This window comes from Serinibacter salmoneus (genome assembly GCF_002563925.1).
Taxonomy (GTDB): Bacteria; Actinomycetota; Actinomycetes; order Actinomycetales; family Beutenbergiaceae; genus Serinibacter; species Serinibacter salmoneus.
In genome coordinates, this window is the sequence record NZ_PDJD01000001.1 from 772,291 (window position 1) to 789,541 (window position 17,251).

10 protein-coding genes are annotated in these 17,251 nt (G+C 72.8%); 7 read left to right on the top strand and 3 right to left on the bottom strand.

All coding sequences use genetic code 11. The features are described from left to right. The first annotated feature begins 26 nt into the window (after positions 1 to 26). The 4 genes from ATL40_RS03340 (at position 27) to ATL40_RS03355 (ending at position 5,973) form a co-directional block, all read left to right on the top strand. On the top strand, positions 27 to 3,284 hold the full coding sequence (locus tag ATL40_RS03340; protein WP_098468301.1) for an efflux RND transporter permease subunit: 3,258 nt from the start codon (positions 27 to 29) through the stop codon (positions 3,282 to 3,284). A gap of 113 nt (positions 3,285 to 3,397) precedes the next feature. Next, a complete protein-coding gene (locus ATL40_RS03345) occupies positions 3,398 to 4,237 on the top strand; it encodes a PHP domain-containing protein (protein WP_098468302.1) in 840 nt (279 codons plus the stop codon). Positions 4,238 to 4,407: 170 nt separating this feature from the next. Then, positions 4,408 to 5,031: an L-threonylcarbamoyladenylate synthase gene (locus ATL40_RS03350; protein ID WP_098468303.1), complete on the top strand. Its 624-nt coding sequence runs from the start codon at positions 4,408 to 4,410 to the stop codon at positions 5,029 to 5,031. Positions 5,032 to 5,244: 213 nt separating this feature from the next. Beyond that, positions 5,245 to 5,973: a hypothetical protein gene (locus ATL40_RS03355; RefSeq protein ID WP_098468304.1), complete on the top strand. Its 729-nt coding sequence runs from the start codon at positions 5,245 to 5,247 to the stop codon at positions 5,971 to 5,973. Between the two features lie 96 nt (positions 5,974 to 6,069). On the opposite strand, the gene ATL40_RS03360 is transcribed toward ATL40_RS03355, so the two are convergent. Continuing rightward, entirely contained in the window at positions 6,070 to 7,923 is a 1,854-nt protein-coding gene (locus ATL40_RS03360) for a DEAD/DEAH box helicase (RefSeq protein WP_098468305.1), read from the bottom strand. Positions 7,924 to 8,146: 223 nt separating this feature from the next. Here ATL40_RS03360 and ATL40_RS03365 point away from each other — a divergent pair, with 223 nt between their 5' ends. After that, positions 8,147 to 8,857: a ferritin-like fold-containing protein gene (locus ATL40_RS03365; RefSeq protein WP_098468306.1), complete on the top strand. Its 711-nt coding sequence runs from the start codon at positions 8,147 to 8,149 to the stop codon at positions 8,855 to 8,857. A 141-nt stretch (positions 8,858 to 8,998) separates the two neighbouring features. Here ATL40_RS03365 and ATL40_RS03370 read toward each other — a convergent pair whose 3' ends face one another. Next, complete coding sequence (locus tag ATL40_RS03370) at positions 8,999 to 9,220, bottom strand: DUF3107 domain-containing protein (RefSeq protein ID WP_098468307.1); 222 nt, start codon at positions 9,218 to 9,220, stop codon at positions 8,999 to 9,001. Positions 9,221 to 9,366: 146 nt separating this feature from the next. On the opposite strand from ATL40_RS03370, the gene ATL40_RS03375 reads away from it, so the two are divergent. Beyond that, complete coding sequence (locus ATL40_RS03375; RefSeq protein WP_098468308.1) at positions 9,367 to 12,789, top strand: ATP-dependent helicase; 3,423 nt, start codon at positions 9,367 to 9,369, stop codon at positions 12,787 to 12,789. Next, on the top strand, positions 12,789 to 16,250 hold the full coding sequence (locus ATL40_RS03380) for an ATP-dependent helicase (RefSeq protein ID WP_098468309.1): 3,462 nt from the start codon (positions 12,789 to 12,791) through the stop codon (positions 16,248 to 16,250). Before ATL40_RS03375 ends, ATL40_RS03380 begins: the two co-directional genes overlap by 1 nt. Here ATL40_RS03380 and ATL40_RS03385 read toward each other — a convergent pair. Next, complete coding sequence (locus tag ATL40_RS03385; protein ID WP_245866665.1) at positions 16,237 to 17,208, bottom strand: phosphotransferase; 972 nt, start codon at positions 17,206 to 17,208, stop codon at positions 16,237 to 16,239. The genes ATL40_RS03380 and ATL40_RS03385 overlap by 14 nt on opposite strands. Between the last annotated feature and the right edge of the window lie 43 nt (positions 17,209 to 17,251).

Sequence of the window (17,251 nt, forward strand, 5' to 3'; positions counted from 1 at the left end):
CCGAGACACCGACCCCTGGAGGCGCCGTGCAGCGGCTGGCCCGACTCTCCCTCGGCAACCGGGCGCTGGTCGCCCTGGTCACCGCCATGATCGCGATCCTCGGGGTGTACTCCGCGGGGGCGCTGAAGCAGGAGCTCATCCCCTCGCTGCAGCTGCCGGCCGCCGCCGTGGTGACCGTCTACCCGGGGGCGTCCTCCGAGGTGGTCGAGGAGAACGTGACCGAACTCGTGGAGAGCGCCGTGCTCGGGGTCTCCGGGGTCAGCGACCTGAACTCCACCTCCTCCTCGTCGCTGTCCGTGGTGACGGCGGAGTTCACCTACGGCTCGGACGTGGAGCGCATCTCCGGGCGGATCTCCACCGCGCTGGAACAGGTGCGCTCCCAGCTCCCCGACGACCTCAACCCGCAGGTCATCACCGGCTCCATCGACGACCTGCCCGTGCTGCAGCTCTCCCTGGCGATCGCGCCGGGCTCCGAGGCGAGCGACGAGACCCTGAACACGGCCGCCGACACGATCGTGGCGCCGCGCCTCGGGGACGTGGAGGGCGTGCGTTCGGTGGCCGTGACCGGGGAGTCGACCACCGAGGTCGACATCACCCTGGACCCCGCCGCTCTGTTCGCCTCCGGGGTGGAGGTCAGCGCCGTCAGCGACGTGCTGGAGAACAACGGCGTGATCATCCCCGCGGGCACCATCACCGAGGGGGAGCAGACCTTCAGCGTGCAGATCGGGGAACGCGTCACCTCCCTGGAGGAACTGCGTGCGATCCCGCTGATCAGCGAGTCCGGCGAGCCGGTGCCCCTGGACGACGTGGCGGAGGTCGAGCTCGTCTCCCCGGATGCCACCTCTGCCTCCCGGCTCGACGGCGAGGACGCCGTGGCGATCTCCGTCACCAAGGTGCCGGACGCCAACACGGTCGAGGTCTCCCACGCTGTGCAGGAGGTGATCGACGACCTCGAGCCCGTGCTCACCGAGCAGGGCCTGACGATCGCGATCGTGTTCGATCAGGCCCCCTTCATCGAGGAGTCGATCGAGGGCCTGGCCACCGAGGGCCTGCTCGGGCTCGTGTTCGCGGTGCTGGTGATCTTCCTGTTCCTGCGCTCGGGCCGCCCCACGCTCGTGGCCGCGATCTCGATCCCGCTGTCCCTGATGTCCACCTTCATCGTGATGGAGGTGGTCGGGTACACCCTGAACATCCTCACGCTCGGCGCGATCACCGTGGCCATCGGGCGTGTGGTGGACGACTCGATCGTGGTGATCGAGAACATCCAGCGCCACCTCTCCTACGGGGAGGAACGGATGTCCGCGATCATCACCGCGGTGCGCGAGGTCGGCGGGGCCATCTCCTCCTCCACCATCGCGACCGTGGCGGTGTTCCTGCCGATCGGGTTGACCACCGGGATGGTGGGCGAGCTGTTCCGGCCGTTCGCGATGACCGTGGCGATCGCGATGCTCGCCTCCCTGGTGGTGGCCCTGACGATCGTGCCGGTGCTGGCGTACTGGTTCGTGCGGGCGCCCAAGGACGCCGCCGGGCAGGACCCGGCCGGTGGCGCGGAAGGTGACGAACGCGAGGCGCGGATCGCGCGGGTGCGCGATGCTGCCGAGGCCAAGGAGCGCCGCAGCCCCTGGCAGCGCGCGTACCTGCCCACCCTCTCGTCCGCGATCCGGCACCCCGCGCTCACCATGTCCGTGGCCGTGCTGCTGCTGGTGGGGACCGCCGGCCTGGCCACGCGCCTGGAGACGAACTTCCTCGGGGACACCGGGCAGGACACCCTGACGGTGACCGAGACCTTCTCCTCCGGGACCTCCTTCGAGGCGCAGGACGCCGCGGCGCGCGAGGTCGAGGAGATCCTCTCCGGGATCGAGGGTGTGGCCACCGTGCAGTCCACGGTGGGCTCCGGCAGCGGGGAGATGGCGGCCTTCTCCGGCTCCTCCGCGCCGACCGCGAGTTTCTCCATCACCCTGGACGGCGAGAGCCCGGCGAGCGAGACCGAGGCGGAGATCCGCGACGCGCTGGACTCCCAGACCGACGCCGAGCGGGTGGAGACCCTCACGATCAGCGGGGGTGACGCCGCCTTCGGCAGCTCCACCGTGGACCTCGTGGTGCGCTCCGCCGACTCCGCGCAGCTCGAGGCGGCGGCCGCCGAGGTGGCCGCCGGGGCCGCGCAGGTCGACGGCGCCACGGACGTGGTCAGCAACGTGGCCCAGGCCGTGGAGGTCATCCAGGTGGTGCCGGACCGCGATTTGATCGCGGCCGCCGGTCTCACCGAGACCCAGGTGGCGGGCGTCATCGCCGCACAGGCCAGCCCGGGCAGCATCGGCGAGGTGGACCTGGGCGCGGGGCCGATCCCGGTCCGGCTGGTCACCGCGCCCTCGCCGCAGACCCAGGAGGAGCTCGCCGCCCTGGAGTTGCAGGGTGCCACCGGGCCGGTGCCGCTCTCGGACATCGCGGACATCGAGATCGCCGAGGTGCCGACATCGATCACCCGGGTGAACGGGGAGCGGAGCGCGACGGTCTCGGTGACGCCGGCGGGCCAGGACCTCGGCGCGCTGACCGCGAACCTGACCGCGATGGTCGAGGACCTGGACCTGCCCGCCGGCGTGAGCGTGGAGGTGGGCGGTGTGGCCGCCGACCAGGAGGAGGCGTTCGCCGACCTCGGGTTGGCGCTGCTGGCCGCGATCGCGATCGTCTTCATCGTGATGGTGGCCACCTTCAACTCCCTCGCGCAGCCGCTGATCCTGCTGGTCTCGGTGCCGTTCGCGGCCACCGGGGCGCTGGCGGCGCTGCTGCTGACCGGGACCCCGCTGGGGGTGCCCTCGCTGATCGGTCTGCTGATGCTGATCGGGATCGTGGTCTCCAACGCGATCGTGCTGATCGACCTCATCAACCAGTACCGCGCTCGCGGGCGCTCACTCTCGGACGCGGTGATGGAGGGGTCGCGCAAGCGACTGCGGCCGATCATCATGACCGCCGCGGCGACGATCTTCGCGCTGACCCCGATGGCGTTCGGGATCACCGGCGGTGGCGCGTTCATCTCCCAGCCGCTGGCCCTGGTGGTGATCGGTGGTCTGATCAGCTCCACGCTGCTGACCCTGATCGTGGTGCCGGTGCTGTACACGCTGCTGGAGCGCGGCAAGGAGCGGCGGGCCGCGAAGCGCGCCGCGAAGCGGGGCGAGGGCGCCGGCAGCGACGGGGCCGGCGAGAGCGCTGACAGTGCAGGGCCGACGGGCGCGGGTGCGCGCCACGTGGGCAAGCACGTGGCACCCGACACCGCAGCGGAGCACTGACTCCCGCCGTCGAGCCCGTGCCGCGCGCGGCGAGGACGTGCCGTCGGGCCACGTCCTCAGCGCGCGCGCCACGGACTCGGCGGGAGGGGGTTCGCTCGGTGCAGGATGGGTGGGTGCGCATCGACCTCCACACCCACTCCACGGCGTCCGACGGCACGACCTCGCCACGGGAGGTGGTGGCCGCGGCCGCAGCGGAGGGGCTCGCCGTCGTGGGGCTGACCGACCACGACACCACCGTGGGGTGGGGCGAGGCCGCCGCCGCGGCCGGTGAGTTCGGCGTGGCCCTGGTGCGGGGCACGGAGATCTCCACCCGGGAGCGCGGCGTGAGCGTGCACCTGCTGTCCTATCTGCACGATCTGCGGCATCCCGCGCTGGCGCGCGTGTTCGCGGACTCCCGGGAGGAACGCCAGGGCCGGGCCCGGCGCATGGTGGAGCGGATCGCGCGGGACTACCCGCTGACCTGGGGCGACGTGGCCGCGCAGGCGGCGCCCGGCGCGACCATCGGGCGCCCCCACATCGCGGACGCCCTCATCGCCGCGGGCGTGGTGCGCGATCGGGACCAGGCGTTCGCCGACCTGCTGTACTCCGGCGGGCCCTACGCCATCCCCAACGACGTCCCCTCACCCGCCGAGGTGATCCCGCTGGTGCTGGAGGCCGGGGGAGTGCCGGTGCTCGCGCACCCGTTCGCGACGGCGCGGGGCAGCACCCTGTCCGCCGAGCGGATCGCGGCCCTGGCCGCCGTGGGCCTCGTGGGCGTGGAGGTGGATCACCGCGACCACACCGAGGCGCAGCGCGCGCAGTTGCGCGGCCTGGCCGCGGAACTCGGACTGCTGGTCACCGGGTCCAGCGACTACCACGGGGCCGGCAAGCCGAATCGGCTCGGGGAGAACACCACCGCGCCGCAGGTGCTCGAGCGCATCGAGGAGCTCGGCGTGCTCGAGGTGCTGCGGTAGCGGGGTATCCCCACCTCTCTCATCCCACCCCTGCGCCGAGCGTGTGGTTGCGCCGAGTTTGTGCGCACGGGGCCTGCGTAGTCCATCGTTCGGCGAACGGAGTGTGTGGTTGTGCCGCGGGACGCGGTGTGGCTGGTGCGCACGGAAGGTCACGCCAGTAGCCTGGGCCAATGGCGCGATACATCGAACTTCACCCCGTGGACCCCCAGCCCCGCGCGATCGCCCAGACCGTGGCGTTGCTCAACGACGACGACGCACTGATCGCCTACCCCACCGACTCCTGCTACGCCCTCGGCGCCCGGATGGACTCCGTGACCGGCCCCGAGCGGATCCGGCAGATCCGCAACCTGGACGCCAAGCACGACTTCACCCTCGTGTGCTCCGACTTCTCCCAGCTCGGCAGCCTCGTCTACCTCGACAACTCGGCGTTCCGCGCGATCAAGGCGGCCACGCCGGGCGCCTACACGTTCATCCTGCCGGCCACCAAGGAGGTGCCGCGGCGGCTGCACCACCCGAAGAAGAAGACTGTCGGGGTGCGGATCCCGCAGCACCCGGTGGTGCGGGAACTGCTGCGCGCGCTCGGGGAGCCGCTGCTGTCCTCCACCCTGCTGCTGCCCGGTGACGAGGAGCCGCTGACGGACGGCTGGCAGATCAACGACACCCTCGGTCACCAGATCGACGCCGTCCTGGACTCGGGGGAGTGCGGCACCGAGCCGACCACCGTGATCGACTTCTCCGGTGGGGCCCCCGAGGTCGTGCGCCGCGGGGCGGGGGACCCCACGCCCTTCGAGTAGGCCGTGCCGAACCAGCCCGTGAACCCCTGCACCACGACATGGTGCTAGAAAGGCCTCACAGGTTTGATACCAGCCTTGGGGGGGAACATGACCATGCACCGACGCACGCCCATGATCGTGGCAACGGTTGCGGTATTGACGCTCGCTACTGTGGCGCCCGCTACCGCAGAGAAGAACTTGGTCGAATTCGGCGGAGGGGTCCATTCCTCCCGCGTGTACACGGTGGTGAACTACGACTCGCCCAGCGACTCGGCGGCAACGCAGGTGCGGGATCTGCGCTACGGCAGGGCGAGTGACGGTGCTTTCGTCGGGGATTGGGACGGTGACGGCATCGACACTCTCATGGTGCGCCGGGGCCGCGAGTACTTCGTCACCAACGACCCCGACCCGACCACGGGCGCAGACTACGTGATCCGGTACGGCGACGCGGATGACCGTACGTACGTCGGGGACTGGGATGGCGACGGCACGGACACGCTGGCGGTCAAGCGAGGCCGTGCCTGGTACATCACCAACGAATCCCGCCCCACCCGCGGCGCGGACTACGTGATCCGGTACGGCAATCACTGGGACGCGCCCCGCGTGGGGGACTGGGACGGGGACGGCACGGACACACTGGCGGTGATCCGGGAGGGTCGGTTCTTCGTGACCAACGAGACTGATCCCACCCGTGGTGCAGACTACGACTTCCGGTACGGCAACGCGGGTGAGTGGGTCGAGGTCGGCGACTGGGACGGCGACGGCACCGACACGGTGGCGGTGGTGCGGATGGGGGAGGACGAGGCCGTCCTCGTCGCCCAGGATCCGGGCAGCGCGAACCTTCGCATCGACCTGGATCTGTCCCACATGGACGATTCCCGCGAGACGTGGGAGTACGTCGTGTTCACCGGTGACTGGGACGGCGACGGCATCGACACCTACGGCTACCGCCTGGGGTTCTAGTCCGACCGTAGGCCGCGGCCCGGCCCCGACGCAGATGAACGCCGGCCCCCGCACCTGGTGGTGCGGGGGCCGGCGTCGTGCTGAATGCTAGGGCGGCTACTCCGAGGCCGCGGAGGTGCTGGGCCGGCCGCCCTGAGCGCCCGCCCCGCTGCCACCGCTGCGGCGACGACGACGGCGGCGCGGCTTGCGCTCGCCGCCCTCGCCGCCGGCAGCACCCTCACCCGAGGTGGGCGACGACGCGGACTCGCCCTGCGCCGTCGTGCCGCCCTGGCCGGTGCTCTCGCTGCGGCCGCCTCGGCGACGCCCGCCCGAGCGGCCGGCGTCACCGCTGCTGCGACCGCCCTCGCGCCCGGAACCGCCACGGCCACCCTCACGCCCGCCGCGCCCGGAACCACCGCCGTGCTTCTTGCCGGTCTCGCCCAGGTCCTCCAACTGCTCGGCGCCCAGGCCCGCGCGGGTGCGCTCGGAGCGCGGCAGCCGCCCCTTGGTGCCCTCGGGGATGTCGAGGTCGGTGTGCAGGTGCGGGGTGGAGGAGTAGGTCTCCGGCGGGTTGGGGGTGCCGAGTTCGAGCTGCTTGTCGATCAGCGCCCACTTGGGCACGTCGTCCCAGTCCACCAGGGTCACCGCGGTGCCCGTGTTCCCGGCGCGCCCGGTGCGGCCCACGCGGTGCAGGTAGGTCTTGTCGTCCTCGGGGCACTGGTAGTTCACCACGTGCGTGACATCGTCCACGTCGATACCGCGGGCGGCCACATCGGTGGCGACCAGCACGTCGACCTTGCCGTTGCGGAAGGCGCGCAGCGCCTGCTCGCGGGCACCCTGGCCGAGGTCGCCGTGGATGGAGGCCGCGGCGAAACCGCGGTCGTTGAGCTCGTCGGCCACCTTCGCGGCCGTGCGCTTGGTGCGGGTGAACACGATCGTGAGGCCGCGATCACGGGCCTGCAGGATGCGCGCGAGCATCTCCACCTTGTCCATCGCGTGGGCGCGGTAGACAAGCTGGCGGATCGACTTCAGGGTCACGCCCTGGTCGTCGGGGTCCTGCGCGCGGATGTGCGTGGGGCGGCTCATGTAGCGACGGGCCAGGGCGACCACGGCGCCCGGCATGGTCGCGGAGAACAGCATGGTGTGGCGGTTCGGGGGAGTGGAGGCCAGCAGGGTCTCCACGTCCGGCAGGAAGCCGAGGTCCAGCATCTCGTCGGCCTCGTCCAGCACCACCGTGCGGGCCTGGGAGAGGTCGAGGTGGCGCTGCTTGAGCAGGTCGATCATGCGGCCGGGCGTGCCGACCACGACCTCCACGCCCTTGGTGAGCGCGTCGATCTGCGGCTCGTACGCGCGGCCACCGTAGACCTGCAGGATCCGCACGGAGCGACGCCGCGACGCGGTCGCCAGGTCACCGGCCACCTGCACCGCGAGCTCGCGGGTCGGTACGATCACCAGGGCCTGCGGCTTGCCGGGGGCGGCGAGGTCGTCGAAGCCGTCCTCCCCGGGCGCCACCACGTGCTCCAGCAGCGGCACGCCGAAGCCGAGGGTCTTACCCGTTCCGGTCTTGGCCTGGCCGATGATGTCCTGCCGGGTCAGCGCCACCGGGAGGGTGAGCGACTGGATCGGGAAGGGGTGCAGGATGCCGACGTCCGCGAGGGAGCCTGCCACCGCCTCGGACACGCCGAAGTCGGCGAAGGTCTGCTCGGGCTCCTCGGTGCGCGGGTCGATCGCGGGAGCGTCCACACTCTCGGTCACCACGTCCTCGAGGGTCTCGGTGCCCTCGGTGCCCTCGGTGCCCTCGGTGCCCTCGGTGCCCTCGGTGCCCTCGGTGCCCTCGGTGCCCTCGGTGCCCTCGGTGCCCTCGGTGCCCTCGGTGCCCTCGGTGCCCTCGGTGCCCTCGGTGCCCTCGGTGCCCTCGGTGCCCTCGGTGCCCTCGGCGCTCGCGGTGGTGTCGGTGATGCTGTCGGTCATACGGGTTGTCATCCTCACTGTCCCCTGCGCGACGACGCCGCTCACCCGGAACATCCCTCGTTCGGGGCTCAGGTGGGTCGCCGACGCGATCTCGTGGAGCCGATCGCGCACATCGCGCCGCGGGGCAGCGGCAGAAAGGGTTCATCCATGCGACCGGACACCCTGGTCTCACTGCCAGTGTACCCGGCCGAGCCGTTCTGGACGCGCTCGGTAGGCTGGGCCCATGAGCACGGGACACCCCGACACACTGCACACCGACGCGCACAAGGAGGGCGGGGACCCCGCTGTCTGCAGCGCGCTCAGCCTGATTGCGGCCGGTGCGCTCTCGGGCTTCGCCTGGCTGGCCGACGACGCCGCAAACGCCCCCGATCTGACCTCCCGGATGCTGCTGTCGCGGATGGCGGCCCGGGAGCTCGCGCCGCTGGACCCCGTGCAGGCCTACCAGCGGGAGATCGGGATGGACGAGGCCGCCGTGGAGGAACAGATCTGGTCCTACCGGGCGCTGCTTGCCGACCTCGAGGCCCGCACGGTGCCACGCGACTGGTGGGAGCGGCTCATCAGCACCTACATCGGGTTCGGCCTGGTGCTGGACCTGCAGCGGGAGCTGGTCGCGGGCATGTCCGGGCGGCCGGCGGCGATCGCGCAGGAGGCGTTGGCGGACAGCGGACTCGGGGACTTCGTGGTGGAGCGACTGGCGCCGGCCGTGGCACAGGAGCAGCAACTGGCGGCGCGGCTGGCCCTGTGGGGCCGCCGGGTGGTCGGGGAGGGGCTCGGAATGGCGAGCCGCCTGGTCTCCGAGCACCGGGAACTCGCGGTGCTCGCGGGGATCGTGCCCGAGGGCACGGAGGTCTCGGCCGAGGTGCTCTCACCCACTATGGGCCGCCTCACCAGCGAGCACGCCCGGCGAATGGGCCGGCTGGGCCTGACGGCCTGAACAGCCTGACGGCCTGACCGCACCGGAAACGCCGCGCGAACCACCGCCGAACCCGTGGCTGCCGCGCCGAGCACGTGGCGGCGGGCCACGTGCTCGCCGCAGACGCCACGGGTTCGGCGAGGAGGGCGGGCGATCAGTCGGTCACGGACCGGCGAATCCCACGCGACGCGGGGTCGCCTCGCCCATCTCCACGAAGCCGAGCGACTCGCCGGGCACGATGACCTTGCGGCCGCGCGTGTCGGAGAGTTCCAAGGTGCCGCCGCCGAGCGCCTTCTCGACCGCGGCGGAGACCTCCTCCGGCGTCATCTGCGTCTCGAAGCTGAGTTCGCGCGCCACCTGGCGCACACCGATGGTGATGTCCATGGCGCCATCGTAGGCAGCCGGTGAGGGCGTGCCCGCCGACTCGGCGGCGTGTTCGCTGGTGGCGCACGGGATGTGACCACTTCTCGCGGTGGGCGAACGGGCGGGTCCGGTCCGGCCGTGTCAGTGGCCTGTGATCTGATCGGGACATGGCAGTGCTGGAGGTCACCGAGTCGCGCGCCGAGCGGGCGCGTCGGGGTGAGTCGGCGCGCTCCGAGATCGTCGCGGCTGCGCTCGGCGGGGGCCATCACGTGGTCCTGGGCCCGCCGGGATCCGGCCGGAGCAGGGTTGCGCTCGAGGTCATGGCCGCGCTGTGCGAGGCGGGTACGGAGGACGTGCTGCTGTTGGCCCCCACCAGACGCGCCGCGGCGCGACTGCGGGACGGGCTCGCCGCGCTCCTTCCCGTCACGGTGGGTCGGGTCCTGGTGCGCACCCCGGCATCGTTCGCGTTCTCACTCCTGCGTTCGCGTGCGGCGCTGCTCGGGGAGAGCGCGCCGAGCCTCCTGACGGGGGCCGACCAGGACGCGACCCTCACGGAAATGCTCGCTGGCCACGCCGCGGGTTACGGGCGTGATCCGCGATGGCCCGAGAGCGTGCCCCGCGAGGCACTCGAGCTGGCGACCTTCCGCCACGAACTGCGCGATGTGCTGATGCGCGCCGCCGAGGCCGGCTGGGACGGGGAGGAGTTGCAGTGGCGCGGGGCCAGGCTCGGGCGCCCCGAGTGGGAGGCCTGCGGCCGGGTGCTGCAGGAGTACGAGGAGATCACCCGGCTGGGGGAGACCACCCCGGACAGGGGCCGACGGTATGACGCCGCGACGATCCTGGACGAAGCGGTCCTCGCCCTGCGGCGGTGGGAGGAGGACCTGCCCGATCACCCCCGGCCGAGGTTGCGCGCGGTGATCCATGACGACTACCAGGACGCCACGCTCGCCACGGCCAGGCTCCTGGACGTGCTCGCGGGCGACGGCGCACGGCTGGTCCTGCTCGGCGATCCCGACATCGCCGTGCAGACCTTCCGAGGCGCTGTCCCTGCGTTGCTGGACCGGGCCACGGCCGCGCCGGGTGGCGCCCTCGCGGGCCTGGACTGGGACGGCTTCCTCACCGCGGGCGAGGGAGGTGGCACCCGTGGCCACGGTGGTGCCCGTGGCGTGGGTGCTCGGCCCACGGACCCGGCGGCCCCGAGTCCCGCGGGTGAGGTGGGGGCACGACTCCACGTGCTCCCGGTGGTCTGGCGCGGGGACGAGCGGCTACGCGCGGTGGTGCGCCGTGCGGCCTCCGGGCTTCCGGCGCTCGGCGACGTCACGCGGCGGCGCGCACCCGCCGTCTCTGTCGCCGAGGACTCAGACGTGACGGTTGCTGTGCTGCGCAGCGTGCCGGAGCAGGCGCGTGCGATCGCCCGGTCGCTGCGTGAACACCACCTGCGCGCGGGGACCGACTGGTCCTCGATGGCGGTGCTCGTGCGAAGCAGCGGGCAGGTCCCGGCGCTGCGCCGAGGGCTGCGCATGGGCGGGGTCCCCGTGGCCACCGCACAGGGCGAGGTGCCGCTGCGACTGGAGCCTGCGGTCCGCCCGCTCCTGCAGGCCCTGGACCTGGTGGCGACGGCGTGGCCCCCCGCGCCGTCACCGCAGGAGGCACTGAAGGACGCACAGAAAGACGCACTGAAGGACGCACAGAAAGACGCACAGAAAGACGCACAGCAGGAGGCACCGCCGAACTCCTCGCCCGAGCCGGACCCCGCCGTCGCGCCCGACGCCGCACCCGGCGCCGCGCCTGTGGTGGACCGGCTCTCGGACCTGCTGCTGAGCCCGCTCGGGGGGATGGACGCCGTGGGACTACGCGCGCTGCGTCGTTGGTTGCGTACCCGCGAGCGCGCCGAGGGCGGTCGCCGCCCGAGCGGGGCGTTGCTGGTCGAGGCCGTGGGCGACCCGACCGTCGTCGCGGACGCCCCCACGCGACTTCGCGAACCCGTGCGCAGGCTCTCGCGTGTTCTCGCCGCCGGTACCAACGCCGTCCGCGAGGGCGAGGGGGTGGAACTCACGCTCTGGGCCCTGTGGGACGCCTGCGGCCTCGCGCGGGTCTGGCGCGGCCGTGCCCTGGGGAGCGGGCCCCAGGCGGAACGCGCCGATGGCGACCTGGACGCGGTGCTGGCACTGTTCCTGGCGGCCGAGTCGTTCGTGACCCAGCGGGAGGGAGCGACGCTGACGACCTTCCTCGCCGCGCTGGAGAGTCAGGAGTTCGCCCCGGACTCGTTGACCGCCTCTGCCAGTCGCGATGCGGTCGAGGTGATCACCGTCGCCTCCGCCGCCGGGCGGGAGTGGGACGTGGTGGTCGTGGCCGGACTGCAAGAGGAGGTGTGGCCGGACCTGCGGCTGCGGGCTCGTCTGCTGGACCCGCTGGGAATCAGCGACGTCGCAGCCGGTCGTGGCGCGACGCCACCCCGCCCGCTCGAGGCCCGCCGTTCGGTGCTGCAGGACGAGCAGCGTCTGCTCGCGTGCGCGGTCTCGCGGGCGCGGCGTCATCTCCTGCTCACCGCGGTGCAGGACACCGAGACCCGGCCCTCCGGCTTCCTCGACCTCCTGGACCCGCGCGAGGAGGCCGGCGAGCCGCGTCCCCTCACCCCCGTTCCGCCCGCGCTGGACCTGCGCGGGTTGGTGGCACACCTGCGCCGTCGCACCCTCGCCCAGTCCGATGCCCGGGAGCGGCGCCGCGCCGAGGCTGCCGGTGAGCTGCTCGCCGACCTCGCCGCCCGGGGCGTGCCCGGAGCGGACCCGGCGCAGTGGTGGGGTCACGCCGAGGACTCCACCCGGGCGCCGCTGTGGGGTGAGGAGGACCTGGTGGGGGTCTCGCCGTCCGCGCTCACCAGGCTCGACCAATGCGCCCTGCGCTGGGCGCTGGAGACCGCGGGTGGCGGTTCGGGGTCCTCCACCGCCTCCGAGGTCGGCACCCTGGTGCACGCCATCGCGGCCGACCTGCCGCGGGGCAGCCACGAGGAGCTCCTCGCCGCCCTGGAGCAGGGGTGGCCGACCCTGGGCCTCGGCACTGCCTGGCCCGATCGACTGCAGTACACCTCCGCCCAGGCCATGGTGGACCTTCTCGCGCAGTACCTGGCAGCCGTTCCCGGCCGGGTGGACGTGGAGGAGGAGATCGACGTGGTCATCGGGCGGGCGCACCTGCGCGGCCGGGTGGACCGGGTGGAGCACCTGGACGACGGCGCCGTGCGGATCGTGGACCTGAAGACCGGGAAGAGCCGGGTCAGCGCCGAGGACGCCGCGCACCACCCTCAGCTCGCGGCCTACCAGGCGGCCGTGGAGGCAGGCGCATTCGGCGGTGTGCCGGGCGGCGCCCGGCTGGTGCATCTCGCCGGGGGGAAGTCCCCGGGTCTGCGCGACCAACCCGCGCCCGGTACCGATGGCTGGACCACCCGCCTGGTGCAGGAGTCCGCCCAGAGGATGGCGGCGTCCTCCTTCCTCGCCACCACAGGACCGCACTGCGGGGTCTGCCCCCTGAAGGGCAGTTGCCCCGCACGGCCCGAGGGCGCACCCACCCTCGGGTCCTCGGAAGGGAACCGCTGATGCGCAGCGCACTGGAACTGGCTCATCTGCTCGGTTCACCGCCACCCACCCCCCAGCAGATCGCGGTGATCGAGGCGCCGCTGGAGCCGATGCTCGTGGTGGCAGGCGCGGGGTCGGGGAAGACCGCCACCATGACCGACCGGGTGGTCTATCTCGTGGCGAACGGCCTCGTGGCACCCTCGGAGGTGCTCGGACTCACGTTCACCCGCAAGGCGGCATCGGAGCTCGCCAGCCGCATCGAGCGCAGCCTGCGCCGGCTCGCCCGACTCGACGCCGACCGGGGCGAGAACAGGGGGCAGCCGGCCACGCACGCAGCCACGCAGGCGGCCGGGCATGCCACCGGGCGGGGGGCGGCGCCGCTCGTGGACGGCGAGGCGAGCGCCGACGTCCTGACCGAGCCGCCACGGATCTCCACCTACAACGCCTACGCCGCAGGCCTGGTGGCCGACCACGGTGTGCGGATCGGGATCGAGGCCGATACCGCGTTGCTCGGTGAGGCAGGACGCTACCAACTCGCCCAACGACTCGTGGACACCTGGACGGGCGACCTGCACCACGTCACGAAGGCGCCCTCGACCGTGGTCGGCGCGGTGGTGGATCTCGCCGGTGAACTCGCCGAGCACCTCCTGACACCCACCGAGGCGCGCGAGCGCATGATGATGATCGCCCACGAACTGCTGGATGCGCAGCCCGAGGGCCGTAAGCGCAGCCCGTACGCGGAGGTTGCGAAGGTCGGCGCCTCGCTGCTCGAACGCGCGGAACTGATGACCCTGGTCTCCGCCTTCGAGGAGCTCAAGCGTTCGGCCGGGGTGATGGACTTCGCCGATCAGGTGGCGGCGGCGGCGCGGCTGGCGCGAACGCAGCCGCTGGTGGCGCGCAACGAACGCGACAGCGCTCGGGTGGTGCTGCTGGACGAGTACCAGGACACCTCCGTGGCCCAACTGGAGATGCTGCGGGCACTGTTCGGGCAGGGGCACCCGGTCACCGCGGTGGGCGACCCGAACCAGGGGATCTACGGATGGCGTGGCGCCTCGGCCGGCGCACTGCTGTCCTTCCCCACCCAGTTCCCGCTGCCCGACGGCGAGGCAGCCCCGGTCCGTAACCTCACCGTCTCCTGGCGCAACGAGAGCACGATCCTGAGGGCCGCCAATCTCACGTCGGCACCCCTGCGCGCCGCGGCGGGAGTCCCCGAACTCCTGCCGCGACCGCAGGCCGGCGCGGGCACGGTGAGGTGGGCCTTCGCCGCGGACGAGGCGGGGGAGACCGCGCTCCTGGCGGACGCGATCGCGCGGGCATGGGAACCGGGGGACGGCAGCACCGCGGCCGTGCTGTGCCGTAAGCGCGCGCAGTTCGAGTCGATCCGTGCTGCCCTGACGGCCCGCGGACTGCCGTGCCAGGTGGTCGGGCTCGCCGGCCTGCTGCGCACCCCGGAGGTCAGTGATGTGCGCGCCGCCCTGATCGCCGCGCACGATCCCTCCCGCGGCGATGCGCTGATGCGCCTGCTGACCGGGCCCGCCATGCGGCTGGGGGCAGCCGACCTCTTCGCGCTGGCGCAGGTGGCCTCCCGCCGCACCCGGTCCCGGCCCGAGGAGGGTCATGTGCGCGAGGACCTCGACGATGCGAGCATCATCGAGGCGCTGGAACACCTGCCCCGTGATGCCACGGCACCGGATCAGCACGCGAGCGCGGGTCCGGGTGCCCGAGCGCACCCGCGTGCCGGGGGCGGTGAGGAGGGGGAACGCACCCTCTCGCCGGACGGTCTGCGGCGCCTGCGGCACCTGCGCACGCTGCTGCGGGAGGTGCGCGGACTGACGCACCTCGCGTTGGCCGACCTGGTGGTGGCCACGGAGCACCTGCTCGGGCTGGATCTGGAGGTCGCGGTGCACGGTGGTGCGGGTGGCCGCGGCCGGGCGAACCTCGACGAGTTCGCTGACGTGGCCGCGCAGTTCGAACTGGGGTCCACGGCTCCCACCCTCGGCGCGTTCCTGGCGTGGCTCGATGCGGCCGACGAGCACGAACGCGGGTTGGACGCCCCCGCTGATGACGTGAACCCGCATGCGGTGCAGATCATGACGATCCACGCGGCCAAGGGCCTGGAATGGGACGTGGTGGCGCTGGCGGGCCTGAACGAGGAGGACTTCCCGGCCGTCAACCACACCAAGGAGGTCGCGACGTCCTCGGGTTGGCTGAGCGCCACCGGCTCCCTGCCCTACGAACTGCGGGGAGATGCCGACCACCTGCCGGAACTGGAGGTGGGTGCGGGGGCCACGCACGCGCAGGTGCGTGACGCCGTTGCCCAGTTCCGGATGGACGACGGCGAACGTGCCCTGCGGGAGGAACGCCGCCTCGCGTACGTGGCCGTGACCCGTGCCCGCCGGGTGCTGGTGCTGACCGGGTGCTGGTGGTCGCACCGGCGCAGGGCGAACACCCCCAGTCGCTACCTGCGTGAGCTGGTGGCGGCTGGTATTGCGCAACCGCTACCGGGTGTGGACCCGCATGCGCTCGAGGCGCCGCCTGAACAGAGCGAGCCAGCGGCCCCCGCCACGGCGCTGTGGCCCGCGCCGATCGATGAGGGGTTCACCGCGCGGATACGCGCTGCCGCCGACCTGGTGTCCGCGCGTGGCGATGCGCCGCAGCGATCCCCGGGCGGTGCACCCCCGACGACGCAGGCGCCCCCGACGACGCAGGCACCCCCGACGACGCAGGCACCCCCGACGTCACCACCGGCCACGGACGACCCGCTCGTGGCGGATTGGCGGTGGCAGGCTGCCGCGCTGCTCGCCGAGCGGGATGAGGCGCGGGGAGCCGCGGCGTTGGACCTCTCGCACCTGTCGGCCTCGGCGGTGGTGGCGCTGGCCGAGGACCCCGCGGCCTTCGCCGCGGACCGTCGCCGCCCGATGCCGACCCGGCCGAGCCGGACCGCGCGGCGTGGCACCCAGTTCCATACCTGGGTGGAGCGTCACTACGGACGTGCCGCACTGTTGGACGTCGCCGACCTGGACACCGCCGAGACGGTGGCGGACGAGGAGTTGCTGGCGCTGCAGGAGGCTTTCCTGGACTCCCCGTGGGCGGGGACGCAGCCGGTGGCGATCGAGGCCGACGTCGAGACCCCGGTGGCGGGCACGGTGGTGCGCTGCCGCATCGATGCGGTCTTCCCCGGGGAGGCCGTACCCGCCCCTGCGGGGCAGCCGGCGCCGCTGGTGCACATCGTGGACTGGAAGACCGGCGTTCCCGCGCGGGGCGCCGAGGCGCGTGCGGCGCGGGAACTCCAGTTGGCGGTGTACCGGCTCGCCTGGTCGCGGCTGCACGGCATCCCGATCGAGCGGGTCGCCGCATCCTTTCACCATGTCGCGCAGCGCGAGACGATCGGCGCACCCATGCTCGGGGAGGCGAAGGTGGAGAGACTCGTGGCCGGCCACCTGGCGGCGCTTGCCCAGCCGGGGGCGACTACGTCGGAATGAGGCCCGGGTCGCCGTCGACCGCCTCGGCCAGATCGGCGAGCATCGCGGCGGCCTCGGCCACCACCTCCGCCTGATCGGTACGCAGGCCCTGCATCAGCCAGCGAGCCACGGCCAGTTCGCTGAGCAGGTGGGCGCGGGCGATCAGGAGGGTGCCGACCTCACCGGACCGCGAGAACGAGTACGCCTCGAGGACCGATTCCAGGGCGTCCTCCGGTGCGGCGGCGACCAGCCACGCCAGGTCGCTCGCCGGGTCGCCCACATGCACGCCGCCGATGTCGGTGAGGGCGGCGACCTGGTCGTCCTCCACCAGCACCCTCTGCTCGTCGAGTTCGCCGTGCACCACGGTGGGCTGGAACCGCCAGGCGCGGACGTCCTCCAGCGCAGCCTCCCAGCGGCGCAGCAGTCCGGCAGGGACCCGTCCGCTGCGGGCGGCCTCGTCCACCTCGCTCAGCAGGCGGGTGCGGCACTCCTCGGCGCTGTAGACCGGCGCACCGGCCTGCGCCGCCACCTCGTGCGGCAGCTCGTGCAGCGCGGCCAGCGCCCGGCCCAGCCCTGCGGCGAGCCCGGGGCCGGGTGTCAGGAGTTCCAGCCGCAGCGGCGTGCCCGGCGGCTGTGGGAACACGGCGGCTCGCATGCCGGTCTCGAGGTGGGCGAACCCGGCGGGGGAGATCAGGGCGAACGGGAGGGCGGCGCCGTCGGCTTCAAGGGCACGCACGAACCGCCATGCCGAGTCCAGGGTGCTCGCCCCGAGCACATCACGTGGCGCCTGCACGATCCAGGAGCGACCCACGGAGTCCAGCAGGCCGGTGTACTCCAGGTGGTCCTCCACGCCACGGGGTTCGCGGGTGGCCACGACCTCGAGCCCGGGGACGGCAGCGGTCGCCAGCGCCGCCAGGACGAGTGCGGATCGCGGCGGTGACGGCTCGCCCGGACCGTCACTCATCTGCTCATCGGACACACCACCTAACGTAACCCCGCCTAGTGGTGCTCCGCGCCTCCCG